The organism is Paenibacillus sp. EKM301P, from assembly GCF_011800295.1.
Lineage (GTDB): Bacteria > Bacillota > Bacilli > Paenibacillales > Paenibacillaceae > Paenibacillus > Paenibacillus polymyxa.
In genome coordinates this window covers 122951-149690 of sequence record NZ_JAALFM010000004.1, presented here as the reverse complement: position 1 = coordinate 149690, position 26740 = coordinate 122951, and the positions used below count along the sequence as shown (strand labels likewise).

30 protein-coding genes are annotated in these 26740 nt (G+C 46.5%); 8 read left to right on the top strand and 22 right to left on the bottom strand.

Annotated features, from left to right (window positions below; all coding sequences use genetic code 11):
• Positions 1-92: 92 nt before the first annotated feature.
• Positions 93-290, bottom strand: a complete 198-nt coding sequence (locus HFD99_RS12100) for a cold shock domain-containing protein (protein WP_016819721.1) — start codon at positions 288-290, stop codon at positions 93-95.
• A 173-nt stretch (positions 291-463) separates the two neighbouring features.
• Between HFD99_RS12100 and HFD99_RS12095 the strand changes: the two genes are divergently transcribed.
• The 5 genes from HFD99_RS12095 to HFD99_RS12075 all read left to right on the top strand — a co-directional run bounded on the left by HFD99_RS12095 (position 464) and on the right by HFD99_RS12075 (position 4419).
• Positions 464-697 (top strand): hypothetical protein, encoded by a 234-nt coding sequence (locus tag HFD99_RS12095; protein ID WP_014599632.1) that lies wholly within the window; start codon positions 464-466, stop codon positions 695-697.
• A gap of 7 nt (positions 698-704) precedes the next feature.
• Positions 705-893 (top strand): hypothetical protein, encoded by a 189-nt coding sequence (locus HFD99_RS12090; RefSeq protein WP_016819720.1) that lies wholly within the window; start codon positions 705-707, stop codon positions 891-893.
• Positions 894-1092: 199 nt separating this feature from the next.
• On the top strand, positions 1093-2889 hold the full coding sequence (gene pepF / locus HFD99_RS12085; protein ID WP_123797130.1) for an oligoendopeptidase F: 1797 nt from the start codon (positions 1093-1095) through the stop codon (positions 2887-2889).
• 56 nt (positions 2890-2945) lie between these two features.
• Positions 2946-3368 (top strand): LapA family protein, encoded by a 423-nt coding sequence (locus tag HFD99_RS12080; RefSeq protein ID WP_016819718.1) that lies wholly within the window; start codon positions 2946-2948, stop codon positions 3366-3368.
• Positions 3369-3381: 13 nt separating this feature from the next.
• Complete coding sequence (locus tag HFD99_RS12075; RefSeq protein ID WP_016819717.1) at positions 3382-4419, top strand: M42 family metallopeptidase; 1038 nt, start codon at positions 3382-3384, stop codon at positions 4417-4419.
• An 89-nt stretch (positions 4420-4508) separates the two neighbouring features.
• Here HFD99_RS12075 and HFD99_RS12070 read toward each other — a convergent pair whose 3' ends face one another.
• From HFD99_RS12070 to hemE, 9 genes are all read right to left on the bottom strand, one after another.
• Positions 4509-6458 carry an ABC-F family ATP-binding cassette domain-containing protein gene (locus HFD99_RS12070; protein WP_016819716.1) on the bottom strand — a complete coding sequence of 650 codons (1950 nt, stop codon included), beginning with the start codon at positions 6456-6458 and terminating at the stop codon, positions 4509-4511.
• 121 nt (positions 6459-6579) lie between these two features.
• Positions 6580-7158, bottom strand: coding sequence for a TetR/AcrR family transcriptional regulator (locus HFD99_RS12065; protein ID WP_123797071.1), 579 nt, complete (start codon positions 7156-7158; stop codon positions 6580-6582).
• Between the two features lie 65 nt (positions 7159-7223).
• Positions 7224-8030, bottom strand: a complete 807-nt coding sequence (locus HFD99_RS12060; RefSeq protein ID WP_090887375.1) for a DUF92 domain-containing protein — start codon at positions 8028-8030, stop codon at positions 7224-7226.
• 163 nt (positions 8031-8193) lie between these two features.
• Positions 8194-8817, bottom strand: coding sequence for a fumarylacetoacetate hydrolase family protein (locus tag HFD99_RS12055; RefSeq protein WP_090887378.1), 624 nt, complete (start codon positions 8815-8817; stop codon positions 8194-8196).
• A gap of 39 nt (positions 8818-8856) precedes the next feature.
• The gene (locus tag HFD99_RS12050) at positions 8857-9627 is read right to left on the bottom strand and encodes a glycerophosphodiester phosphodiesterase (RefSeq protein ID WP_090887381.1); all 771 of its coding nucleotides are present in this window, start codon (positions 9625-9627) and stop codon (positions 8857-8859) included.
• 81 nt (positions 9628-9708) lie between these two features.
• Positions 9709-11079, bottom strand: coding sequence for a CapA family protein (locus HFD99_RS12045; RefSeq protein WP_090887384.1), 1371 nt, complete (start codon positions 11077-11079; stop codon positions 9709-9711).
• A 137-nt stretch (positions 11080-11216) separates the two neighbouring features.
• Positions 11217-12662 (bottom strand): protoporphyrinogen oxidase, encoded by a 1446-nt coding sequence (gene hemY / locus HFD99_RS12040; protein ID WP_039276996.1) that lies wholly within the window; start codon positions 12660-12662, stop codon positions 11217-11219.
• Between the two features lie 7 nt (positions 12663-12669).
• Entirely contained in the window at positions 12670-13611 is a 942-nt protein-coding gene (gene hemH / locus HFD99_RS12035; RefSeq protein WP_016819709.1) for a ferrochelatase, read from the bottom strand.
• A gap of 32 nt (positions 13612-13643) precedes the next feature.
• On the bottom strand, positions 13644-14690 hold the full coding sequence (gene hemE, locus HFD99_RS12030) for a uroporphyrinogen decarboxylase (RefSeq protein ID WP_025364552.1): 1047 nt from the start codon (positions 14688-14690) through the stop codon (positions 13644-13646).
• A gap of 231 nt (positions 14691-14921) precedes the next feature.
• On the opposite strand from hemE, the gene HFD99_RS12025 reads away from it, so the two are divergent.
• Positions 14922-16142: an MFS transporter gene (locus tag HFD99_RS12025; protein WP_016819707.1), complete on the top strand. Its 1221-nt coding sequence runs from the start codon at positions 14922-14924 to the stop codon at positions 16140-16142.
• Between the two features lie 105 nt (positions 16143-16247).
• Here the strand turns inward: HFD99_RS12025 and HFD99_RS12020 are convergent, their stop codons facing one another.
• Positions 16248-16892 (bottom strand): O-methyltransferase, encoded by a 645-nt coding sequence (locus HFD99_RS12020; RefSeq protein ID WP_016819706.1) that lies wholly within the window; start codon positions 16890-16892, stop codon positions 16248-16250.
• 156 nt (positions 16893-17048) lie between these two features.
• Here HFD99_RS12020 and HFD99_RS12015 point away from each other — a divergent pair, with 156 nt between their 5' ends.
• Positions 17049-18209 (top strand): THUMP domain-containing class I SAM-dependent RNA methyltransferase, encoded by a 1161-nt coding sequence (locus tag HFD99_RS12015; RefSeq protein ID WP_013370466.1) that lies wholly within the window; start codon positions 17049-17051, stop codon positions 18207-18209.
• Positions 18210-18395: 186 nt separating this feature from the next.
• Positions 18396-20378 (top strand): LTA synthase family protein, encoded by a 1983-nt coding sequence (locus HFD99_RS12010; RefSeq protein WP_019686893.1) that lies wholly within the window; start codon positions 18396-18398, stop codon positions 20376-20378.
• 91 nt (positions 20379-20469) lie between these two features.
• On the opposite strand, the gene HFD99_RS12005 is transcribed toward HFD99_RS12010, so the two are convergent.
• The 11 genes from HFD99_RS12005 to HFD99_RS11955 form a co-directional block, all read right to left on the bottom strand.
• Positions 20470-20739, bottom strand: a complete 270-nt coding sequence (locus HFD99_RS12005) for a hypothetical protein (protein ID WP_013370464.1) — start codon at positions 20737-20739, stop codon at positions 20470-20472.
• A gap of 92 nt (positions 20740-20831) precedes the next feature.
• Positions 20832-21053 (bottom strand): DUF1450 domain-containing protein, encoded by a 222-nt coding sequence (locus HFD99_RS12000; protein ID WP_013370463.1) that lies wholly within the window; start codon positions 21051-21053, stop codon positions 20832-20834.
• A gap of 23 nt (positions 21054-21076) precedes the next feature.
• Positions 21077-21379 (bottom strand): heme biosynthesis protein HemY, encoded by a 303-nt coding sequence (locus tag HFD99_RS11995; protein WP_013370462.1) that lies wholly within the window; start codon positions 21377-21379, stop codon positions 21077-21079.
• A gap of 207 nt (positions 21380-21586) precedes the next feature.
• Positions 21587-21853, bottom strand: coding sequence for a hypothetical protein (locus HFD99_RS11990; RefSeq protein ID WP_016819701.1), 267 nt, complete (start codon positions 21851-21853; stop codon positions 21587-21589).
• Positions 21854-21989: 136 nt separating this feature from the next.
• A complete protein-coding gene (locus tag HFD99_RS11985; RefSeq protein WP_016819700.1) occupies positions 21990-23243 on the bottom strand; it encodes a M14 family metallopeptidase in 1254 nt (417 codons plus the stop codon).
• A 119-nt stretch (positions 23244-23362) separates the two neighbouring features.
• The gene (racE, locus tag HFD99_RS11980) at positions 23363-24172 is read right to left on the bottom strand and encodes a glutamate racemase (protein WP_016819699.1); all 810 of its coding nucleotides are present in this window, start codon (positions 24170-24172) and stop codon (positions 23363-23365) included.
• A 210-nt stretch (positions 24173-24382) separates the two neighbouring features.
• Complete coding sequence (locus HFD99_RS11975; protein ID WP_017425863.1) at positions 24383-24706, bottom strand: YtxH domain-containing protein; 324 nt, start codon at positions 24704-24706, stop codon at positions 24383-24385.
• Positions 24707-24803: 97 nt separating this feature from the next.
• Positions 24804-25451, bottom strand: a complete 648-nt coding sequence (locus HFD99_RS11970) for a helix-turn-helix transcriptional regulator (RefSeq protein WP_016819697.1) — start codon at positions 25449-25451, stop codon at positions 24804-24806.
• 8 nt (positions 25452-25459) lie between these two features.
• Entirely contained in the window at positions 25460-25894 is a 435-nt protein-coding gene (locus HFD99_RS11965) for a DUF86 domain-containing protein (protein WP_102997816.1), read from the bottom strand.
• A 24-nt stretch (positions 25895-25918) separates the two neighbouring features.
• Entirely contained in the window at positions 25919-26206 is a 288-nt protein-coding gene (locus HFD99_RS11960; protein ID WP_017425864.1) for a Dabb family protein, read from the bottom strand.
• Positions 26207-26287: 81 nt separating this feature from the next.
• A complete protein-coding gene (locus tag HFD99_RS11955; protein ID WP_016819695.1) occupies positions 26288-26713 on the bottom strand; it encodes a phage holin family protein in 426 nt (141 codons plus the stop codon).
• Between the last annotated feature and the right edge of the window lie 27 nt (positions 26714-26740).

Below are 26740 nucleotides of genomic sequence, written 5' to 3'. Positions count from 1 at the left end.
TAAATGTAAGGAACTGCGCTCTCAATTCATCGTTTAACCGTAATATATAAGACATCCGTAAAAACGGAACATTTCTTACAATTCAGTTACACTTACAGTTTGATTACGTTAGCTGCTTGTGGTCCACGGTTGCCTTCAGTAATTTCGAATTCAACATCTTGACCTTCTTCCAAAGTTTTAAAACCGTCGCCTTGGATTGCGGAGAAATGTACAAATACATCCTCGCCACCATCCACTTGGATGAAGCCATAACCTTTTTCTGCGTTAAACCATTTAACTGTACCTTTCAAGTGAACAACCTCCTAAAAATACCGCCATCTATGGCGAATATCCATATTATACTTCATGCTTTTTCACATTGCAATTGGTGTTTTTCCGGGTTTTACGGTCTGGAATGATTTGCTTTTGCGGCAGAAACTGCGGTATCATGAACCAAAACATCTATAAAATCGGAGACATGCATATGATGAAAAAACACGAAATATACAAAAAAGACAAGTGGAATATGATGACTGTCGAGGTGCAGGGCCGTTACATCGTTCTGCGGGAAATATCTGATGATTGGGGCGAGGAAGCTCACACGTTTTTGAGCCGTCCGGCGCTGATGCATTGGGCTGAAAATCGTTTCCCCAAGCAGTCCTTTCAAGATAATGAGGAAGAGTGGCAGCGGATCATGAACGCTTTCAAACAGGTGTAGCCTATTCATGGTGTCCAACAGCTATCTCATCTTCATTATTCTGGCCTTCACGCTGGGCGGAGTGCTGATCATGAAGCGTGAAACGATACCGACTCCTCTCAAAAAGTGGATGGCCCTCACTGCCGTAATCATGATTTGCCTTGCCTTTTATCTTATTGTATACAGCTTATTAAATATAGGTTCCAACCCACAGTAAGGAAAATTATACTTTCAGGGGCAAAAGGTCATACTATGGCATAACAAGCCATGGTATAAGGAGGATATGCCGTTACATGCATCCTGTAAAACCTCTTGCCCTGCTGCTTACGGTAAGCGTGGCGGTTTCTTCGTTTTGGCATCCGTCCCTTACCGCCGCAGCCCTATCCCACATTACGTTCGATCAGAGGAGGCTCTCCATGAATGAAATTGTAAAACGCGCTGATGCGCCAGTGGAAAATACATGGAAACTGGAAGACCTGTTCCCCAACCGCAAGGCATGGGATCAAGAATACGAAGAAGTCAAACAATTGGCCAAAAAGGCTGCTCAATTCCAAGGCAAGCTCAATTCAGCCGAAGCGATTGGCAACTGCTTCAAACTCGAAGATGAGCTGTCACTTAAAACCGAGCGTGTATATGTGTATGCCCATCTTCACCATGATGAAGATACGGCTGAACCTACATATCAGGGTCTTTCGCAAAAAGCTAAAAAACTAGGCGTGGAAGTCAGCGAGTCTCTTTCATTCGTGACACCTGAAATTTTGGCGCTGCCCGATCATCAGCTTGATGCCTTCATTGAAGATCCGAAGCTTTCGGATTATAAGTTTACACTTCAAGAAATGAAGCGGGAAAAAGCTCATATTTTGGGCAAAACAGAAGAAGCACTGCTCGCTCAGGTTGGCAATCTGGCTCAAGCCCCGCAAACAATTTTCGGGATGCTTAACAACGCGGATCTGAAGTTTCCGAAAATCAAGGATGAGCATGGCAAAGAGGTCGAGCTGACTCATGGTAGCTACATCCAATTTCTCGAAAGTCCACACCGCGAAGTACGTGAACGTGCTTTTAAAGCGGTTTATGACACATATGCCAAAAATAAAAATACGATTGCCTCTACATTGAGTGCTAATGTGAACAAAAATATTTTTTATTCTCGTGTTCGCAAATACCCTTCCGTACTGGAAATGTCACTATACGGTGATAATATTCCGAAAGAAGTGTATACGAATCTTATTGATACGATTCATGAAAGCTTGCCCCTGCTTCACCGTTATATCAAGCTGCGTAAGAAGCTGTTAGGTGTGGATGAGCTTCATATGTATGATTTATTCGCTCCGCTTGTGGACGAATACAAGATGGACATTACGTATGAAGACGCCAAAAAGCAAACCAAAGAAGGCCTTAAGCCTCTGGGCGAGGACTATCTGGCTTCATTGCAAAAAGGCTACGATGAGCGCTGGATTGACGTATACGAAAATGAAAATAAGCGTACAGGCGCCTATAGCTGGGGAGCTTATGGCACCCACCCTTATGTGCTCCTGAACCATAAAGATAACCTGAACAGCATGTTCACGCTTGCGCATGAAATGGGGCATGCGTTGCATTCGTACTATTCAGACAACGCATTGAAGTACCGAGATGCACAGTATACCATTTTCCTGGCTGAAGTGGCTTCCACTACTAATGAAGCCTTGCTGATGGATTATTTGCTGAACAAGTCTACCGATCCAAAAGAGAAAATGTACCTTCTCACCTACTATGCGGACCAATTCCGTACAACAGTATTCCGTCAAACGATGTTTGCGGAATTTGAGAAGATTGTACATGAGCGTGCTGAACAGGGAGAATCCCTTACACCGCAGCTTTTGTCGGAGATTTACTATGATTTGAATGTGAAATATCACGGACCTGGCATGAAGGTAGACAAAGACATAGAAATGGAATGGGCACGAATCCCTCATTTCTATAACAGCTTCTATGTCTACAAATATGCTACTGGCTTCTCGGCAGCAACCAGTTTTTCGAAACAGATTCTGGAAGAAGGCCAGCCAGCCGTTGACCGTTACTTAGGCTTCCTAAAGAGCGGTGGCAGTGATTATTCAATCAATATTTTGAAGAAAGCTGGCGTTGACATGTCCTCTCCGCAGCCGATTCGCGAAGCCATGAGCGTATTTGAAGAAGTCATTACGGAAATGGAAAAGCTAACTGAAGGAAAGTAAAACCGTGCACACTTCGAATCCCGCATTAAAAAGATGCACGGATAAATCCCTTGTCCATGGAGGACAAGGGATTTTATAATGTAACGGGAGGAGGTGGCATTTTGAAAACACAATGGTCTTTGATTGCAGCACTTGTTATAGCTTTGTTAACAGCTGTTTTTGCTGTTATTAATGTCAATTCGGTTCAAGTGAACCTTCTGTTTAGCAGGGTCAGCATTCCTTTGATTCTGCTTATTCTCGGTTGCACTCTTTTAGGTGGACTTATTGTCGGTTCTTTCGGAATCTTCCGTCAATATAGGCTTCAGAGAGAGATCAAGCGTCTGACTAATCAGCTTCATACACTACAAGAAGAGCACACATCGGCAGTGGAAGCATACGCGAATGTGTCCAATGACACGACTGGTTCTTCCAGCACGGTGTCTACATCCGACCCAGGTATAGAGCAACCGTCCTCTAACCCTGATCGGTTGTCCAAATGAGGAGGAGCAACAAATGACAATTCAATTCAATGAAAACTATATCATGAGCTTTTTAAATCAGCTTTTGAACACGCCCAGTCCTAGCGGATATACACATCATGTGATGGAGCTGATTCGTAAGGAAGCCGAAAAGCTAGGGGTACCCATCGAATGGAATGCAAAAGGTGGTGCTATCCTGACTCTGGAAGGTGAAGAAACGGACCATACAGTGGCGCTTAGCGCGCATGTGGATACATTGGGGGCGATGGTTCGTTCGATTACAGCGCAAGGTACCCTACGCCTGACATCTGTGGGTGGCTTCATGATGAACAGCATTGAGAACGAATACTGCCTTATTCATACCAGAAGCGGACAAACGTATACGGGCACTATTCTGTCCAGCCACCCATCCGTACACGTCTATGATGATGCACGAAGCTTTGAGCGCAAGGAGAGCCATATGGAGGTACGGATTGACGAGCTTGTCGAGTCGAAAGAAGACGTGCTTCAGCTCGGTATTTCGGTGGGCGATTTTATTTCGTTCGAAGCGCGCCCAGTCGTAACGCCCAGTGGCTTTATCAAGTCGCGGCACTTGGATGATAAAGCCAGCGTAGCGGCACTGTTTGGTTTATTAGAATCATCTGTACATGGAGGCTGGAAGCCTCGACATACTGTTAAATTGCTCATTTCCAACTATGAGGAAGTGGGGCACGGGGCGGCCTACATACCTGAAGGAATCAGTGAGATGATTGCTGTCGACATGGGCTGCATAGGTGAAGATCTGAGCTGCAAGGAAACGGACGTTTCCATCTGTGCCAAAGACTCCTCAGGCCCTTACGACTATAACATGACGACCCGTCTGATTGAGCTGGCCAAGGAGCTGAATATTCCGTATGCGGTAGATATTTATCCGCACTATGGTTCAGACGCTTCGGCTGCGCTTAAAGCAGGCAATAACATTCGTGCCGCACTGATCGGACCTGGCGTACACGCCTCTCACGCAATGGAGCGCACGCATAAGCAGGCCGTATTAAACACTGCCCGTCTGCTCGTGGCTTATGTAACAGCCTAACCATTTTATGCTGCATGGAAAACAGGTGCACATACTTCTACTTCTACAAAAAAGCAAGCCTCCATCTAAATGGAGACTTGCTTTTATTTTTAAGATTTACTTTGTTCAATTTGCTCGGCTAGCTCATTCAAATAGGTCCAACGTTCCATTTGGTACTCTAGATGCTGTTCAGCCTTCGCTTGCTCAGCCATCAGCTCCTGCAACCGTGCCGAATCGCTGAAAGATTCCTCCATCTGTCGCTGAATGTCGACCAATTTCTGTTCGGCTTGTTCAATCAGCTCATCAATCTGCTCATATTCCCGCTGTTCCTTAAAGGTAAATTTAAGCTTGGGTTTATTTGCCCCATTGACTGATTCGGAAGGACCCGCAGACTTAGGTGCAGAAGACCGATTCGAGGAAGCTGTGCCCGGCGAGACAGACGTATTCGCAGAAAGCTGTGCATTTTTACTGATCCATTCTGCATACTCGCTATAGTCGCCTACATGTACACGTACCTGTCCATTCCCTTCGAATGCCAGTATTTTGTCCACGGTCCGATCCAGGAAATAACGATCATGGGAAACGATAAAAACTACGCCTGGGAATTCATCCAGATAGTCTTCCAAAACGGAAAGAGTCTGAATATCGAGATCATTTGTCGGTTCATCCAGCAATAGTACATTTGGTGCGGACATAAGGACACGCAGCAGATACAAGCGACGTTTTTCGCCCCCGGACAAACGAGAAATAACCGTCCATTGCGCACTTGGTGCAAACAGAAAACGCTCCAGCATCTGCGCAGCTGTAATCGTCGAACCATCTGCCGTACGAATCACTTCCGCTTCTTCCTTAATATATTCAATGACACGCAAGGATTCGTCCATTTCCTGATGTTCTTGAGTAAAATAACCGAGCTTCACAGTTGGTCCCAATACAACACTGCCGGAATCTGGTTCTACACGCTGGGCAATCATTTGGAGCAGAGTGGATTTTCCACTCCCGTTAGGTCCCAGGATGCCCACACGATCACCAGGAACCGCAATGTAACTCAAATCCTGAATCAGCTTACGGGAATCTACCGATTTGGACAAATGCTCGATCTCCAATATCTTTTTACCCAGACGTGTGGAGGCCACGGACATATCTACAGATCCAGAACGAGCTTCCGGTTGCTGATCCCTAAGCTGCTCATATCGGTCAATACGCGCTTTCTGCTTGGTCGAACGTGCCTTTGCTCCTCGACGAATCCAGGCCAGCTCATTACGCAGCAGGTTCTTCCTTTTTTGTTCCGAAGATGCTTCCCGCTCCTCGCGTTCTGCCTTCAGCTCCAGAAAACGGGTATAGTTAGCCTCATAACGGAAAAGGCGACCATGATCCAGCTCTAACATGACATTAGCAACTCTATCCAGAAAATAGCGATCATGCGTGATCATTAACAACGCACCACGTCTCTTTTGCAAATATTGCTCCAACCACGCAACGGAATCATTATCAATATGGTTGGTAGGCTCGTCCAAAATGAGCAGCTCACAAGGTTGGATCAAAGCCGCAGCCAAAGCAACCCGTTTACGCTGACCACCAGAGAGAACGCCCATACGAGACTCAAACTGAGTGATTCCCAGTCGGGTAAGTATATTTTTGGCCTCGCTCTCCAGCTGCCATGCTTGGAACGTATCCATTTGCTGACTTGCTCGCAGCAGGCGGTTTTGGAGCTCCTCGCTACCCGGATTCAATTCCAGTAATTCCATCGTTTCTGTATATTCACGCACTGCTTTCATTTCAGGCTGGTTGCCATGAAAAATATGCTGGAGTACCTTCATTTCAGGATCAAACTCCGGATTTTGTGCCAGATACTGAATTCGCACATCGTTGTTCACTGCAATATTACCGTCATCTGGCGGCTCTAGGCCGGAAATTACACGTAAAAACGTTGATTTGCCAGTACCATTTACACCAACAACCCCTATTTTGTCGCGCTCATCCATACCAAAGGAAACATCCTCGAACAACATTTTCTCGCCGTAGCTTTTGGTTATATGTTCAACGGTCATAATATTCATTACAGATTCCCTACTCTTCCCCGATTTTGTGATGCATCTTGTTTATTTTAACACAGACACAGCCAATGATTAAAAAAACCGTTAGCTGAACAAAGCCAGTACGGTTTTAAAAGACCACATGTCAGAATTTTTGTACTCCGGCCTCACAGCCATGCATAAATAAATTAGCTGCCAATGCAGCCGTCTGATCCACGTCACATGCACGGAAATTTTGGTTCAACAAAATATCCATTTTTAGGCGTTCCATCATACCAATGAATGCCTTGGCATGAAATTCGGGCTGCGGCACACCCTCTGACGCCAGTTTATTTTTGACCAGATCGGTATAGTCCTGAATAAATCCCCGCATAAACTCCATAAGATCAGGGTCACTATTCGGAGTCATAAAAAATAATTTAGTATGCTGCTTGCGTTTGTAATAATAGTGGAGATGCAAATTCGCCATCCGCAGCAGTCCCTCTCCCAAAGTATGATTGACCAATGCACCTTGCATTTCGGATAGATATTGTTCGCAATCTCTACGTGTGACTGCTGTAAATAACTGCTCTTTACTTTTAAAGTACAAGTATACCGTGCCTTTAGCAACACCCGCTTGTTCTGCAATTTCGGAAATTTTGCTTTCATAAAAGCCTTTGGTGCCGAAGACAGTGTAAGCGGCGTCCAAAATAGCTTCATATTTATCTCCGTGCATATCCCCCATCTTTGCACCTCCTGAAACAATGATTGAAGCACGCAGTTATTCTCTAGAACGATCTCCAGCCTGGCTCATAGCATAAAGAAGATACCTGCAAGAGCGACCAATCCTCCAAAAATAGAGCTGATGCTATTCACCCGATCATTGCTCATCCAATGCCAGCCTCGTAGATAGACTGTCGTTTGCCCACAATGCGAGTCTACCTCTACTTCCCGTTTGCAAACTGGGCAGAAACGCATCAACTGCACTGTAGCACCAAGATAGGAATCAGCGAAGGCTCCAGCACTGCCAGATAACCCTCCGATCAGTGCCCACAGCCATATTGGCAATTCCGGCATACCTACGGCGTATCCAAAGCCCCATGCGCCTATACCGATCAGTATGCCACCGGCCAAGGCCGCAGCCGTTCCCAATACAGATACTCCTCCCGAGGTTCCGGGTGCCAGCACCTTCCCGGTAAGCACCGAACGAGGCGGCTTACGACTCAGGCTTCCAAATTCCGTTGCCCACGTATCAGCTGTGACTGTAGCCATAACACCGACAAATGCCAGTTGCCAAGCAACATGAGGCCATATCGCATGACCTAGACATAGCAGCATGCCTAATCCCCCATTGGCCCACACTTGTCCTGCATCCCGGTTACCGGTTTTGGCATATGACTTTTCGAGCTCAGCCTTGCGCTCCTTTTTGAACTTCGACAATAGAGTGGACGTGATAAAAAATAAGAGCAATGTGCCGAACCAAAACAGGTTGCCCGCCCCATAATACACAGTTCCCATCAGTACAGCCGCAGCAAAGCCGGATAAGGTTAAGGATTTTTTATAAAATGCAGCCCCCGCCACTACAGCAGCGGAAAGCAACCCAATGATCCAGTCCATGATATACCCCCGCATTTGAGATGAATCTCTGTTTTTCGCTTTTAGTTCTGTATATCATTGTACAATGCTATACGCTTATATAAAAGCCGTGCCCCATGCTTTCGCACAGGACACGGCCTTCACAAGGCTTTTTAAATCATCTTCATTAATGCCGTCTGTAGATTTAGCCGATGATGAAGCTTCCCTGACGGTCACTCCCCCAATAAAGCTCAAAGCGGTCCCCGCTCGCTGTAGGACCTACACCCGCCGGAGTACCTGTAAAAATAATGTCACCCTCACCCAGTCCATATTGAGTCGCTATATATTCAACGATGTTCTGGATGGAAAAGATCATGTCCTTGATATGCCCACGCTGCACCTCTTGTCCATTTTTGAGCAAGGAAAAATCCTGCTGTTCCAGCATGTCCAAGCTCTCTAAAGGCAAGAACGGTGTCACAGGTGCAGACGATTTAAAGCCTTTGGCAGCAGTCCATGGATGACCTTTTTTCTTGAGCGTACTTTGTACATCACGCAGGGTAAAATCAATGCCAAACGCAAAAGCGTTCAGACACGCATCTGCGGTCATGCCTGGTTCGTAGTTACGTCCTACAGCCACCACCAGTTCAGTCTCAAAATGAATATCTCCCTTACCCTGAGGAAGCTCCAGCTTAGCACCATCCAATGGCACAACCGCATGAGATGGTTTCAAGAAAATCATCGGTTCTGTGGGAACATCATTCCCCAGTTCCTCCGCATGCAACTTATAATTGCGTCCGACACAATAAACATTACGAATTTCCACATTCATTACGATCCGTCACCCTTTCTGCGTATGTAGTCCAATTGATTAACGAATAAGTTTACGTATATAGTGCCACAACCGGGGCTTGGAAAGCAAAAAAACCTGCTCCCAGCGATCCGGCCAGTTGGTGCAAATCATCAATTCAGGATGTAATGAGGACAATCTCCGCATGATACGCCGGTCATCCACCGTCCACGCCATGACCGTAATCCCCCGCCCGATCAAATCTTTCAAGAGCTTTCGATCTAACCGTGGATAGCCAATAGACAAAAAAGAACATTGTAAATTTTCTAATTGCTTTGCCAAATCGTCTGGACGGGCATCGATAATCAGTCCGGTACGGATTTCGGGTGCCAGTTCTTTTGCTCGGCGCAAGGCCGCACGCTCAAAAGAGGTTAAAACCACCTCACCCTCCATCCCCCTCATTATAATTTCACGAAGGACGGCTTTCTCTAGTCCCGGATACATATCACCAGCAGTTTTGAGCTCAATATTGAGCGATACACGTCCCTGGCACAAATCAAGCACTTGGGCGAGGGACGGAATAGGTTCCCCGTGATATTGTGCATTTTTCCAGCTACCTGCATCGAGTCGTTGTAAGTCTTTCCAGTCTGCATCCTTTACTCGTCCCGTACCGTTCGTCGTTCGCTCCAGCGTAAAATCATGAAAGACCACCGGAACACCGTCCTTTGACAGCTGTACATCCAGTTCAATCCAGTGCACAAAAGGCTGTTCCAGCGCAAGCTTAAAGGCTGCCATCGTGTTCTCGGGAGCAATCCCCGAGAAACCGCGGTGAGCCACGCACATATGATTCATCCCGTTATGACCTCCATTCACAAAGGAGTCGCTCATACGATCGTTCCGTCCATGTCCATATTAACAATTTCTTTCTTACTGCTACTGAACGCTTACCGTACCATCCACACCTATCGAGACATTGCTTGGTGACAGTGCCGCTACTTTTTGCAAAATTTTGCTGGCCTCCGCATCCTTCAATGGAATCGGTTGACCCAGGTCCGCTCGGTAAGGGGTCAGCTTCATCTTACAGTCCCCGTTCCGGGTACAGGTGGCCTGAAATATCGCTGTATCCCAGGTGACTGGCACCGTTGATTTAGAAAAAATAAAATTGCCTGTGCTGTATGCAATCCATTTGCCTTTATATTGCTCCATCCCTTGTAGCACATGAGGATGACCGCCAACGACAAGATCAGCCCCAGCGTCAATAAAAGCGTGAGATAACTCAGTTTGATGGGGCTCAAGTGCAGTGGCTCGCTCCTTGCCCCAATGGGCAACCACAATCACCAAATCAGCCTGATTTCGTGCCTCACGAATGGACTTTACGATAGCGGTCGAATCATAAGCCCCCGCTACACCGGGCTGCTGGGCACCTGCATTCCAGTTGGCTTCAGGCATGACACGTGTAGCCCCCAACAACGCAATTTTAATCCCGTTACGTTCAAAATAATGCGGCGCATACGCTTCTTTGGCATTGCGTCCAGCTCCAGCATGGGCTATACCCTTTTCATCCAAATAGTTCAGTGTATCCAGTAATCCGCTTGTCCCCTGATCCAAAATATGATTGTTGGCCAAATTTACAGCATCGATCCCTGCCGCTGCCATTGCAGTTAGCGCCTTGGGCGAAGATTTATACACATACGTTTTATTTAACGCTCCAACGCCATTAGTGGTCACCGGTGTTTCCAGATTGGCAATCGTTAGATCGTCTTTATGGAACAAGCTCCCGAGATATTGGTATGGAAAATCAAACCCATTCTGCTCCAACCTCTGCTCAACTTTACCAGAGAACTGCACATCCCCTATGAAGTGAAGTGTAACGGCTGGAGAATTGCCATCATCGTTGTTTGCATCCTTCTTTGGCGAATTCTCCTGTGCTTGCCTGTCTTTCTCCGAAGATGATTTTGCTCCTGAAGAGCTGCCTTCGGAGGCATTGGTGTCGGGCGTTGTCACGGGAGAACTGCTTGTGTCTGGAACGGTTGATTCCTTCGTTTCATTAACTTCTTCACTTCCTGAGGGAGTAGGGTACTCATCATCATTAGCAGCCCCCGTTTGGATGTTCTTTTCAGTTTGCGAATACTGGGCGTTTTCCGCAAGAGAATCACTACTATCGCGTTCAAATATGTAATAATAACCGGAAAGACCTACGATCATTAGCAGCAAGACTAGATTCGTAATGATCCAAGCCTTGCCTATTTTTGGTTTTCTTGCTTTCTTTCGACCTTCATTTCTCTGTGACCTGGGAGGGTACATTCTTCACTCCTTCTATGCTACTACATATGCATAAATTCCTTATTAGCTGGCGAATTTTACACCTTCTCCATTATATATCAAATTTCTATATAAATAGAACCCCTCGCCTGGATCGCGAAGGGTTCATAATCGAACATTTATACCTGTACCTTAACGGCTTCCTGCTGTGCCGCTTGAACAGCATGGGAAGCCCATTCCTTGGCCTGACGGATACAGTCCGGCAAACCGATCGCATCATAGCCAGCGCCTAAAACGTACACCCCTGGCATCGCACTGCGCAGCTCTTCCCGCAGATCAGCTATAGCCTGTGGGTGCCCCACCGGATATTGCGGCATGGAATGACGAAGACGCGTAATTTCTGTGAATAGCGGAGTTGCTGTAACTCCCATCATCTCTTTCAAATCCTTGCGTACCACCGCAATCAGCTCATTATCCGGTAATTCTACTGTTTCTTCAGCACCTGCTCGCCCTACATAACAACGCAACAGTACCTTATCGTCCGGGCTGGTATGTAGCCATTTGGCGGACGTCCACGTACATGCAGTCACGCTACGTCCTTCCTTGCGAGGAACCAGGAAACCGGAGCCGTCAAAGACGTTTTCAATATCTGTTTTATCAAAGGCCATGACTACGTTCGCTACGGATACATATTTTACAGCTTCCAGTGCAGTCACATTTACATGATCTCGCAGTAGCGGCGCAGCAGCGAAGTTAGGAGTCGTTACAAAAATATCGTCTGCCTCCAGCGTCTCTCCATTGTCCAACATAACGCGATAGGAACTTCCTTCATTTTCAGTCGTCTTTGTGAATTCGGTAACAGCAATTCCGGTGCGTAAATCACAGTCATACAAATCATTCAGCAATGCATGCACCAAACTTTGCAAGCCTTGACGGAAGGTCAAAAAAGCGCTTTTCTTGGTACCTGTATGCGTTTCAGCAGGTTTTCGACCTGTCATCATTCCGTGAATGAGGCTTCCATATTGCTGCTCCACCTCAGCAAACTGTGGAAAAGTAGCCTGCAGACTTAGCGTCTTCATGTTGGCAGCATAGATTCCCGCCAGCAGTGGCTCGGTTACATTCTCCAGCACTTCTTTGCCCAGTCGGCGTTCAATAAAATCACCCAGCGCCTCATCTCCCGGTTCACGACGAGGCGGAATGACAAAATCCATCATAGCCCGCATTTTTCCACCTAAAGAGATCAAGCCGCTGCGTAAAAAGGGTTTCAGCTCTGTTGGAATGCCCAGCACCAGCCCAGGAGGCATCGGATGAAGCCGACCTTCATGCAAAATATATGTCTTTTTAGCCTCAGGGTTCGTGCTTACAAGCTCATGATCCAGCTCCAACTCTTTTGCCAGATCTATCATAGCCGTTTTCCGGGCCAAAAAGGAATCTGGCCCCTTTTCAATGACAAAACCATCTTTATGCAATGTTTCAATTTTTCCGCCCAGCACAGAAGCTTTCTCCACCAGCGTAATTCGAGGTGTGTAGCCAGCTTCTTTGTACATTTTCCGTGTATAAAAAGCAGTGCTAAGCCCGGTCAAGCCTCCGCCTACAATTACAATATTACGTACCTTTTGCTCCATTATGTCCTCATCCCTTTTTCCATTGGTCTATGATGACATCACTAAGCGTCTCCATATACAGTGGGTCACTGTTGAGTGAATCAATACGCTGAAAACGCATATCCAGTTCCTTTGCCAATGCCTGTGCTTCAATATCCAGGTCGTATAACACCTCTAAGTGATCAGAAACAAAGCCGACTGGAGCAGCCAGCACATACTCCACTTGCTCTTCCTTCAGACTGTGCATGGTATCCAAAATATCTGGTCCTAGCCATGGTTCTGCTGTACGGCCGGCACTTTGCCACGTAAACTGCCAGTTGGTAATTCCCGCCTTATCCGCAACAGCCTGCGAAGTAGCCATTAATTGCTCCACATAAGGATCACCCATAGCCAAAATCCGCTCAGGCAAGCTGTGCGCACTGAACAGAACACGAACTTCGTCCCGCTTGGCTCCCGCTTCTTCAAAAAGCGCCAGTTTCGCATTCACACGCTCAGTCAGCGTCTTGATTAGCTTTGGATGAAGATAATAGCTCTCCACAAAGGATATGGCCAGATCCAGTTCCTGTGCCTTAGCCTGTGCACGCTTGATGTAAGAGCCTACACTCATAACGGAATAATGCGGAGCCAGCACGACACCCACCGCCGTACGAATGCCATCTTGCACCATCGCTTCGACACCGTCCTCAATAAACGGCTTGGCGTGTTTGAGCCCCTGATAACAGACAAATTCTATGTCCGGGTTGCGATTTTCCTGGTTTAAGGTTTCCTGCAGGTTGTGAACCTGTCGATCTGTATTCTGACGCAACGGAAACACGCCGCCCACAATGGCTTCGTAGCGATCTTTTAATTCTTTCAACTGCTCCGGTGAGGGAGCATGACCACGGCGAATATGTGTATAATACGCTTCAACTTGGTCCAGACTCTCCGGCGTCCCGTAGGACATGACCAGTACACCCACTTTGGTTTTCATTGGCAGATCCCTCTTATCTTTTCTAGTTGTATTTAGTTCTTTGACAAAACAGAGCGAGAATACTCATGTACATAATCGGTAAGCTCTCTTAGCTTATCTAGCGAGGCTTCAGGAAATAAGCCGTGACCAAGATTAAAAATGTAGCCCGGCTCCAGTATGCCTTCATCTACAATGGTTTTTGCATACTGCTTGATCACATTCATCGGCGCAGTAAGTACATAAGGGTCCAAATTCCCCTGTACTCCAAAATTGTTACCCAAGCGGCGACGGCCTTCAGGTATACTTACCCGCCAGTCCAGTCCAATCACATCGGCTTTTACCCCGCTCAAATGCGGAAGCAATTCACCGGAGCTTACGCCTGGAAAATAAATTTTAGGCACATTCAGATCAGATAACTCATGGAAAATACGTACAATGGTCGGCAACACAAAAGTTTGAAAATCATAAGGCGAGAGTGCACCTACCCAGCTATCAAACAATTGAAAAGCCTTACCGCCGTTAGCGATATGGGCCCGCACGTATGTAATAACCATATCCCCTAGCTTATCCATCAAACGATGCCATAGTTCAGGCTCTCCATACATCATCGCTTTGGTGCGAATATATCCCTTGGAGGGTCTTCCTTCTATTAAATAGCTTGCAATAGTAAAAGGCGCTCCAGCAAACGTGATCAATGGCACGTTCAACTCACGGTCTAAAATACGGATGGTTTCCAAAATATGACCCAAATCGCGTTCTACATCAATCGGACGCAAGTTGTCTACGTCTGCAGCTGACCGGATCGGATTATCAATAACCGGGCCAATATTTTTGACAATATCAAAATCAACCCCTAGCGAGGCTACCGGATTCATAATATCAGAATATAAAATTGCAGCGTCCACCCCAAGCTTGCGGACGGGCATCAACGTCACTTCTGCGGCCAACTCGGGCTGGCGACAAATTTCAAGCAGCGTATATTTTTCCTTAATTTTGCGATACTCCGGGTCATACCTTCCGGCCTGCCGCATGTACCATACGGGAATATGATCCACAGCTTGCTTGCGGCAAGCGCGGATAAAAGTATCATTGTAGGTCATGACTTCAGCCTCCAGTTCGAATCATAAATACTATATTTTATTATGCCCTTTTTCAAGAGTCGTAACAACCGCCGCTCTCAAACAAACCATGACAAACCCATGACATTTGGATAAAGTTTCAATGAAGTGTGCTATACTAGAGAAATGGCTTTTTTAAAGCTCCGGGTAAGTTATACATGAATAAGTACCTTTACAACAGGATGAGAATGGCAGAAAGGAAGTGAAAGCACATTGAAAACGTGGGAGACGTGGAAAATCAATCTCATTGTGCTTTGGTTCGGTCAGTTTCTGGTCAATGCGGGAATTACAATGATTACTCCGTTCCTTGCCCTGTATTTGGCTCAAGACCTCCATGTGAAGGGCGAGCACGATATAGGACTGTGGGCAGGAGTTATTTTTGCAGCTAACTTTTTGACCTCGTTTATATTTCAGCCATTATGGGGCAAGCTGGCCGACCGATATGGACGTAAAGTCATGCTGCTTCGCTCAGGCTTTGGTATGGCTCTGGTCATCGGGTGTATGGGTTTGGTCACCCACCCATGGCAACTGCTGGCGCTTCGCCTGCTAAACGGTACAATTTCGGGTTTCAACCCGGCTTCTATTTCCCTAGTGTCGGGTACCACTCCCAAAGAGCGAACCGGATTTGCTATGGGAATTATGCAATCCGGTCAAATGGCTGGCACGATTCTCGGCCCTTTGCTAGGTGGATTTTTGGCTGACTGGGTGGGATTCAGACCGATCTTTTACATTACAGGAGCTCTTATTTTCCTAGCCTCTCTAATGGCAATGTTTTTGGTTAAAGAAAATTTCAGCAAAGCGGAAGCCGCACGAATTCCACAAATTTCGGTTCTTGCCGGATTAAAGGAGCTAAGCCATACGCCCCAGCTTCCGGCTTTGTTCACCGTAACGTTCTTACTCCAGTTTGCTATGATCAGTACCGTTTCTCTGCTACCTTTGTATGTGCAAAAGCTATATGGCTCGGCAGAAGGAATTGCACTGGTTGCCGGATTCGTTACCGCTATTACAGGCGTATCCAATATGGTAGCCGCACCGCTCCTTGGACGATTAAGTGACAAAATAGGAGCACACAAGATCTTGACAATCGCACTGCTTGGAACGGCAGTTATGCTCATTCCGCAAGCTTTTGTCAATGAAGTATGGCAGCTTGTCATTATCCGTTTTTTCATGGGTGTGTTTATGGGCGGTCTGCTACCAAGCGTAAATGCGCTGATTCGCACCTATACACCTGAAGGAATGGAAAGCCGCTCTTTCGGATTCAATACCAGTTCGCTGGCGCTCGGGAATATGCTGGGTGCGGTCATTGGCGGAGTGCTTTCCGGATTTATCGGCATCGAAGGACTGTTCATTATGTCTGGTGTGCTGCTGATCGTCAATATCATCTGGGTACGTATGAAGCTTTTTGATCGTAAGGCTACGCCTCATTTCAGGTAAGACAATCTTCAGGTAGGACAGCCTGCCTTAACAGACAAGAACCTCCGCTCCACGTTACTGTGGATAAGGAGGTTCTTTTGGTATAGCTTCACTTAGGGACGCCCGTTACTTCACTCGTGCCAATGCCAATCCATCATAAGCTGGCAAAAGCGTACTGACTAGTCGTGTATCCGTCGCTATCGTTTCGTTAAAACGTCTCACGGCCTGCACGGCAGGTCCGTTCTTGTCTGTGTTCAGTGTCCGTCCCCGAAGAAAACAGTTATCTCCGGCAATTATAGCGCCTGGATTGGCCAGTGCAATCGCATACTCTAGATACACTGGGTAATTTTCCTTATCCGCATCAATGAAGAAAAAATCAAAAGTCTTTCCTTCTTCCTGAAGCTTCTTCAGGCTGTCCACTGCGGGTCCAATACGATACTCGACACGATCACCGTAGCCATTGTTTTTCAGATGTTGATGAGCCAGCGCTGCATACGCCTCTTTTAGCTCCAGAGACACGATGCGACCTTTCTCTCCCAGCCCACGGGCTAGGCATAATCCACTGTATCCTCCTAATGCTCCGATCTCCAGTACCTGCTGTGCACCAGAGACTTCAATGAGAAAGGTCAACAACTTTCCATAGGGATGAGCAACCGATACCTCCGGCATCCCTTCTTTAACAATAGCCTCCCTAATGTTGCGCAGCGCTTCATCTTCCTGTACCAGCTGGTCTACATATTGTTCAGGTGTCATATTAGGTGTGATTTCCACGTTTCATCTCTCCTTCTTGCTTTATCATAACGCAGGTTGGACGCGGTGTCCTTCGTAAATTATTTGCCTTAACGATTTGTCTCTTCGAGTACAATGACCTATACTATAGGGATTGAACCAAGCTTACATGATTATGAGACGGAGTGAATACGTTTAATGACTCAACTGCAACTAATTGCAACTGCGCCGATGGGACTGGAAGCCGTTGTGGCCCGAGAACTCAGAGAACTGGGGTACACGGATCTGACCGTCGAGAATGGCCGCGTCGTTTTTTCCGGAGATTATAAGGATATATGCCGATGCAACCTGTGGCTTCGCACATCTGACCGCGTTCTTATTAAAATGGGCGAATTTGCTGCTACTACCTTCGACGAGCTGTTCGAGGGTACCAAAGCATTGCCTTGGCAGGATTGGATTCCTGTAGATGGTGAATTTCCTGTAGAGGGACGTTCACACAAATCACAGCTTAGTAGCGTACCAGCCAGTCAAGGAATCGTCAAGAAGGCGATTGTAGAAAAGCTCAAGGAAACCTACCATACAGACTGGTTTGCTGAAGATGGTCCTCGTTACGTCATTGAGGTCATCCTATTGAATGACCGTGCGCTGATAACGCTGGACACAACTGGTCCAGGACTTCACAAACGAGGCTACCGCAAGCTTGTTACAGAGGCGCCTCTCAAAGAAACAATGGCTTCCGCTCTTATTCAGCTTAGTCGCTGGAGCCCGGATCGACCCTTCTATGACCCATGCTGCGGTTCCGGTACTTTATTGGTCGAAGCTGCTATGCAAGCCTGGAACATTGCTCCAGGCCTGAGACGTACCTTTAACTCGGAAGACTGGCCTGTCATTGGCAGAGAATTATGGAATCAGGCTCGCGACGAGGCGATGGATCTGACTCGTGATGACATTCCTTTTGAGATTGCAGGTAGCGATATCGACCCTAGCGCTATACAAGTTGCTGAAGCAGCTGTAAAAGCAGCAGGCTTTGCTAAAGACATCTCACTAAAGGTACTGCCTGCCAGCAAGGTTAGGCTTGAGGGCCAGTATGGTGTGATGATTACAAATCCACCTTACGGCGAAAGACTGAGCGAGCAAGCCGAGGTGGAAAAGCTGATCCGTACACTTGCACGCACGGCAGCCGAAATGAAGACTTGGTCCTTCTTTGCCATCAGCTCCACCAAGCAATTTGAGCATTATTGGGGCCGCAAAGCCGACAAGCGCCGTAAGCTGTTTAACGGCCGAATTGAATGCCAATACTATCAGTATCTGGGTCCTCTGCCTCCGCGCCGCAAAGATACTTCGCCGTTGCAGTCCTAAATGTTCGAGCTATAGGCCAGGAAACGAACCCTTTGTTCGTTGTCCTGGCCTCATTTGTGCCGTGTTTCTTTACTTAATCATTGAAATGCGCAGGATGAGCGCTATAATAATTAAAGGCATTTCGGTTTTAACATTACGTTAATGTGTAGTTTATACTAGCCGAACATTTCTGCCGGAGGGGGTAAAGTGTTGGTTATTCGCACGACCAGTGCAAGACGCACTGGTAACATGTTCAGCAGACTGCTGCTGTCTCAATATTTCGGTTTAGTTCTGTTTTTTGTACTTATGATTGGCAAGCTTGTACTGATTCACTATAACCTGCATGCCCAAAATATCGACATGAATCCGCTGGATTATGTCATTGCTATTGGGTCGCTGTTGCTTGTAAGCTTCTGGACCTTGTGGCTGCCACGTCGCGGACGTTTGATTGCTCTTGTGGTGCTCGATATATTGCTCACCGCGCTCATTTATTCCGACATGGTTTATTATCGGTATTTCCAGGATTTCATTACGATTCCCGTTTTGCTTCAAGCTGGACAAGTTGATTCTCTGGGTGGAAGCATCGCATCCCTTATGTACTGGTGGGATATTTTCTTTTTTGCAGACTGGATTTTATTCATTCCGTATGTCATATTCGTGGCTTCGTTACGGCGTCGGTTTACAACGAATGATCATTACTTGGAAGCATCACGAAGCTCTTTCACAAAAAAATTTCTGTTTCGCTTCTCCAAGGGGGCATTGGCTTTCCTGATTGGCTATGTTTTGACATTTGGACCGATTAAAATATATACCTCTACTTGGGCAACCGGCATATTTGTCGGCAACTGGTGGTCAATGGCCTTGTACAACGTAACCGGATTGATCGGATTTCATGGATATGATATCTACCGCTACGGTCAGGACCATCTTGGGCCACAGCCTACATTGGCTCAGGTGGAATCCGATAAAGATAAAGAATGGTTCAATCAACACCAGAAATTACTTCAGGTAAAAAATGACCTCTACGGCAAGTATAAGGGCAAAAATGTGATGGTCATCCAAGCTGAAGCGTTCATGAACTTTTTTATCGGCAAACAGATCAACGGTCAAGCAATTACGCCTAACTTTGACAAACTGACGAAAGAAAGTATGTATTTCAATAATTATTTCCATCAAACTGCACAGGGTCGTACATCGGACGCAGACTTCTCTACCCACGCTTCGCTGCATCCGCTCCCTACGGGTTCTGTATTTATCCGTTATGCGGACCATAAATTCGATACGTTGCCTTCCATCTTGAAGGATACAGGTTATAGTCCTAATGCGTTTCACGTGTACGACAGCAGCTTCTGGAACCGTTACACAATGTATAAGGCGATGAACTATGACAAGTTCTACAGTAAAAAGGATTTTAAAATAGATGAGCCCCTCGGCTGGTCCCTGGGAGACAAATCCTTTTTTAGACAAACGCTCAACGATCTCACAACCGAAGTGAAGCAGCCGTTCTACGCCTATATGGTCGGTATTTCCAGCCATCATCCGTACAACCTGTCACCTGACGCTGTAGATTTGGATGTTGGTGAATTTGAAGGTACGATGTTCGGAGACTATCTGAAATCCGTCCATTATGTGGATGAGGCTTTGGGTGAATTGGTAGATCAGATGAAGAAAGACGGATTGTGGGATAATACGATCCTGATGTTCTACGGGGATCACGACAATTCCATTAAAGACAAAGCACTATATGAAAAGTTTTTAGGCAAGCCACTTACAGATCTGGACATGCAGAAAATCATGAATCAGGTGCCATTACTTGTGCATCTTCCTGACGGAAGTCAGGCGGGCACGTATACAGAACCGGCAGGACAGCTAGATCTAACGCCTTCTGTAATGCATCTACTTGGGATTTCTACAAAACCATATCATTTTATGGGTAATGATTTGTTTAGCGGAAAGCCTCGTATGGTTGTGCTGCGTACTGGTGCTTTCACGGATGGACGAGTGTATTACATTCCATCTGAGGATGGTACATTCTCCAAGGGAACCTGTTACAATCTGAGTACAGGTCAACCTACAGATGTGAATGCCTGCGGGCCGGGCTATACTGAGGCTCTCAATCGATTGAACATATCCGATCAGGTCATCACATATGATCTTATTCGCGAATGGGAGACTGAAGCCAAGAAATAACAAAAATCCCGATCCATCAGCTTGTTAGGGCTGTGGATCGGGATTTTTGTATTGACAGTCATTGGACTACGCTCGTTACCATTAAAATTATTCAGGAACGCAGCGTCTTTTTAGCCTGATCAAGACGTTGTACCTCTTCACCAAGCATTTCCTCAGCAACTTCTACTGCATCGTCACCAAGGCTATCCTTTGCCTGCTGTATAGCATGCTCTGCATGAGTGCGAGATTGCTCCGCCTGCTCAATCAGTTGCTCAGCCGGATGTGACAATGCCTGAGACACGGCATTATGGAGCTTGTCCACCGAGTTTTGTGTTTGAGCCTCGACACTGTGATTGTCGAGATTGGAATCATATTGGGCCATGATTCACTCCTCCTTCTGGGCATGGTCTACATCCATTAGCATGGATCAGAAGGAGGGGAACTATTCAAAAGATAAAACGCTGCGCACTCTAACTATTTTATAAAGCGTGCAGCCTTCTCTAATACTTCATCCTCTGTGGCCGCACTCACATAACGTCCATTTACATACACAAACGCCCGTTTTCCACAAGGACCGCAATACGATTTGCAACCGATCTTGATCTCGGCATCGGGTGCCATCTTTTTCAACTTAGGCAAGATCGTTTTTAAGCGGATATGATTGCACTCATCACATACGCGAATATCATTGGCCATCTGTCATCCCTCCGAACTCCGGCTTAGTGGTCGCCGTGATTACCTTGGGAAGGGTTAGTAATAACAAATCCTTCTTCGGGGAAGTACAAGTAATCAATTTTCACACCATCCAGCAACGGCTGACCGCTTTCCAAAATTACATCAATGCCTTTATCTGTAGATACAACAGTATCTGTTTCCTTAGGCGTGTCCAAATCTAGCCCGTAATGAGCATGATCTCCATGAGCATGAGTAATAACAACGCGCAGACTCTTCCCTTGGTTCTCTTCTTTATCCAATTCAAGCTTCAATACTTTAGCTGCATTACGAGTAATTTTGCAGTTCATTAAACTTCATCTCCTTCATATTCATTAAATGAAATGTGGTTCAATGGATACATATCCACACCACACAACCTAGCGGTTAAAATCAACAATTCTAATAAATAGCCCCTCTCCTTGATGAAAAGAAGTTGTGCAGCATAGCACAAGGCAATATTCCTATTGTAAAGAAAATCGCAAAAAATCGCAATCATGAAAATCATAAGTTTACATCTATCGAACACGTACGTGCTGTTTTTCAATCACATTAGGATATTTTCGTTCAGCACGGGTGACGAACCAATTCATAAGCAATAACGTCACACCAATGTCATCGATGGGCATAAAAGGCATGACATCAGGCAGTATCCAATAGAGCAATACAGGCACCGCAAAAAGTAATTTTTCACCCAAAGGAATCCTCGAAGAGGTAATCAATCGGGGAATACGACGAAATACATGTGACCACTGACGGAGAGATAGTAGTTTTTTCCACTTCATAGGTTGTTCACTCCATTTCCAATGCTCCTAAGTATATATACCCTATGGAAGGGACAAGTAAAGAGGAACACGTGTAAAAAACGTGCTCCTCCTAATACGCGCAAATGATGCAATACGTTTCAGCAGGTCCGATCTGTTACCATGACAGCACCGTCGCCATTAACATGCCAACTTCTGCTGCAATATCCTCATAATCACGCATAGGCAGCGGATTTACGCCCAGACCAACTTCAACGGTAAATCCCGGTTTACCAAACCGTTGTATAAACCAATCCTTATACCCTGCATCGCTTCCCCCCAGCTTTACCGCCCGATACCCTGTTGCGGCAGCCAGCTGCAATGCCCAATCTCGGCTCTCCTTAGGCTCTAGATCCCGATAATTCCAATAGATTTCCTGTCCCTGGCTGTGTATGGACAATACCATGTCGAACTGTTCGCGCTCCGTTAGATCGGCAAGGGCCTTGGACTCTGGCTCAGACAAAGGTGCAGGTCCTGCATAGTCTCGTCGAGACGGACCTGTTTTACCGCGTCTGCGCACCTCCTCCTCCCAATACGCCGGAAACTGATCGTTGAGGTCAACACCGCGAATATTGGCCTTCCAGCCACGAAAATCAGCACGTCCTTCATTCCATTTTCTGAGTTCATGATACAGCGGATGAGTTGGGAGTACACCCTGTTGCACCAGCTCCACTCCATCTGGATTGACCATTGGTACCACCCATAAGGATGTATGCTCCATTAAATCCTGCGGAGAGCCTCCATACACCCATGGATTTCCTGTCGGTTTCCCCCATTCATCGTGAAGTTGCTCAGCATCCCGTCCTTCAGCCCCATCAATCCCTCGTGCATATTGTTCTATAAAACGCAGCAAACAAGGTGTCGTCAACCATTCGTTAGCATGTACAGAAGCGTTGGCATGAATTTTCCTCGTACCCTGCCCAATCCGTATATAAGGGATATCCTTCCCCATGACACTGGTGCCAATGCTGCCAACTTCAATAAACGGAAATCTGTGGACCAATGCCTTCAGGTCTTCCATTAAATCTTCATAGCTATACTCTCCACGTAACCGTACAATCTGATCCCGATGGTCTTCAGGAATGATAATTATCTTTCCTTCCACGAAGTTATGCTCCGCAAGTCCCGAATTAGCGAGCCGCAGCTCATCAAGCTCTACACCGAACTGTTTGGCAATCTGTCTTGCATTCTCCCCAGACTGAATAACGTATTTACGATCCGTAGACGGACGAATATATAGCAATTGACCACAAATCAGATAGGGTTGCGTGGCGGCCCACGGATTATCTGCGATCAAAGTATCCGCCGATAGTTTAAAAGCCGAGGCGACCCGGTGCAATGTATCTCCTTTTTGAACGATATATTCCCTCATCTTACTACGCCCCTTCCATCTGCCTTACTGCATGTTATGCAGACGCTGCGTGTCTTGATGTAGCGAAAAGCAAAACAACCAACTTCTTTTGTCCAATGACAAAAAAGTTGGTTGTCTCGTTAATCCAGATGAGTGACTTGCCAGACAACAGGCGTTTGCCGAATCTGCTCCCCAAGCCACTGTGCGGCAATGCGCTGGAACAACTCTGGATCGCCGGAACAAAAAAGCTGATGCACTGGCGTTTCGTCCCCGGCCTCCAATTTGCCCTTGTTATACAAAATGGTACTTGTCTCGCGCGCTGTTTCATCTGCCGAGCTAATGAGCTTCACCGCAGGACCCATGACTTCCTGAATCGTTTCCTTCAAAAAAGGATAATGCGTACAACCAAGAATCAGACAATCAATCGGATACGTTTGAATAGGTCTCAATGATTCCTCCACAACCTGCGATGTCGTTTTGGAGCGGAACAACCCTTGTTCCACCAAAGGCACAAGCGCAGGGCAAGCGTGGCTCACCACGTCTACATAGGGAGACAACTGCTTGAGCGCAGCTGTATATGCTCCGCTTCGAATCGTACCGACAGTTCCAATCACCCCGACATACCCGGTAGCGGTCGCACTGATCGCAGCACGAGCCCCAGGGTGGATAACTCCGATCACCGGAATGGATACCTTTTGGCTTATATACTCTAATGCCGCAGCCGTTGCTGTGTTACAAGCAATAATAATGACTTTCGGATTAAACTGAATCAGAAAATCAACCATTTGCTCTGTAAATTTTTTAACCTCTTCCGATGGCCGGGGACCGTACGGGGTGCGCGCAGTGTCTCCAAAATAAATGATTTTTTCCCGCGGAAGCTGACGCATGACTTCTTTAACAACCGTCAAACCTCCTACACCGGAATCCAATATTGCAATCGCTTGCTGCACGTACACACCGCTTCCTTTTTTTGTTTAAATATGAGTTGTTTCATCTCAGAAATCTATCCGTTGCTACATAACTTATGTCGTATTAGCGTAAAAGGTACCCCCAAAGATTACCCTAAAACGAGGAAGCGATCAACAAAAAGGCTTCACCCCAACGGGAGAAGCCACAAACTCAAGCTATAGCCAGTTGTTTCACCTACGACATACGGACAGTTACAAAGCATCCTCTTCCTTATTCTCTTGATCAGGCACGGATGAAATGCTAACCTCTGGAACAATATTACTCTTTTTACGCCATTGACCTATTTCGTGAATGACGGCTGAGGCTGTTTCCTTAATTTTGTCAGTATACTCCATGGAGGTGTCTGATATTTTCCCTACAAGCTCCTGCCCCTTGTCACTCACGTGACGTGCCTGGTCTGTAATATCCTGACGCAGCTCGCGACCTGACTTAGGAGCAAATAACAACGCAGCAACCGAACCAGCAATGCTGCCTGCCAACGCGCCACGGATAAAGCTTTTGTAGTTCTCCTTCATATTCATCTCTCCCTTGTGCCCGGGCGAATGCCCATCTGTTAATGCATTATAAGCATGGAGAGCCTGTCATGATACAGAGAACAAGCCAGAAAAATTTCTACTTATTTTTGGAGCGGATACGATACAAGCAGCAACGGCCTCCATCCGCCAAACAATCCTCACGGACAACCTCGGCATCAAGCAGCTCCTCAAACATTTGCTGTTCGCACTCACAAGCCTTACGGTAACGATTGGCAATCTGAGAGATAGGACAATTGTACTCCATAATAGAGTAACTTCCATCCTCTTCCTCACGCCACTCTGCCATATAACCTGAAGCGTTCTGGATGCCCGAAAGCTTTTCTACACGTGAAGCTAGTGTAGACTCACTCTCGATGTGAGGGGCGTAGCGCTTCATCATTTTACGTTTTCTACCATCAAATAACGAGTGTACAGCTTCCATTCCCTGCTCTTCATCCAGCTCCTCTAACAGTTCCAGTAATAGATGATCATAATTACGAGGAAACTGCTCGCTTCCCTGATCGCTCAGGCTGTACAAAAACGTCGGACGTCCCATCGCCTGTCTCAGGATCGTAGCCACAATCAGACCATCCTGCTCCATTAATTTGAGATGCCTGCGCACCCCCATTTCGGTAATGCCCAATTGAGCTGCCAAGCTTCCGACGCCCACAGGTCCCTGGGTTTTCAATAGTGTCAAGATCATGCGCCTAGTGGGCATTTCGGGTACGATATACTTATCCGTCACTTTTGCCTTTACACTCCCTCAGGACCCAATTCCTTATTTAAATAATCGTGCACGCTAGATACAAAAAGCTCCAGCAACCCAGGCAGCTTAGGTGTGAGTGGGTGAAGGCTTGTCCGGTCCCAATGAAAATACTCCTGTACTAAGGGTTTGCGCAAGGCTACCAGCTCTAATAGTGAATGAAATACGGTATCATCCAATACACCTTCCTCATGAATGATACCGATAATGTCCTCATAGCTACTGGCGTCACGCATAATAAAACCGTCGATGATATAGCTCCCTACGTCCGTTACCGTCTCAATGGCCAGATGAAGACACCGCTCCTGCACTAGCCCCTGCAACAGATCGCCTTTCCAGGCGGCGGATGTCTGGCGAAGGCCGTCGACAATGTCGGGAACAGCCCCTAGTCGAAGCTCAATTTGTTCCCGGTTGACATAATACAAAGTTCTGCACCTCCAGTAACCGCTTTAGATTTCATAATCAACTGCGATAGATACATCCTTCACTTCATTCATGTGTACAATAATTTCCTGATGAACAGGGTGTACCTGATACGTTTGCAAGTCTTCCAGTGTTTCTACCACAGCGGTAAGGGAAATATCATAAGAACGTTCCGAACGAATCACATCCGTACCTACTTCAAGTGACAGCAGCTCCTTGATCTTGCCAGTCATGCTGCGCAAAATAGATGCCGTATGTTCAATGCTTTCAGGGGAGCGGTCTTTCAATTTGAACAAAACAATATGTTTAATCATGCGTATAGGCTCCTTATCTTAAAAATGTTCTCTTGAAAATTTTATCATAACGCCCCACATACGGAAAGAAACTTTGTAATCTTAGCGATCTTTTCCACCATTTTTACCATCAGACTCCTTGTCCTTTAGTAGGGCAAAAAAATTCTTAAGCTTCGGTGGCAGCGGCAGACCCATTCGTGAACAGTTTTCCGTAATCGAGATCAATTCGTTGGATAAATAAAAATACGTTGCCGCCCCCTTCATGATTTCCGTACCCATCAGAAGATCCATATGATGCGCCAAAGAAATCACCATGAGCATTAAAGCCTTTCTCGCCAACCCCCAAAAGCCAGCTTTACTGCTTAACCCTTGTCCAGTCTTCACGGCAGCAGCGACTCCAGTTACATAATCAACAGCCATGGCAACCGTGAATAGCACCATAAGCTGATTCCAGCCGCCAAAGGCAAACGTAATAATGGCTCCTGCGGTGGCACAAATCATACTAAACATACTCGGATTAATATTCATACCTGCTCCTCCTCTCGGGGCGGTTAT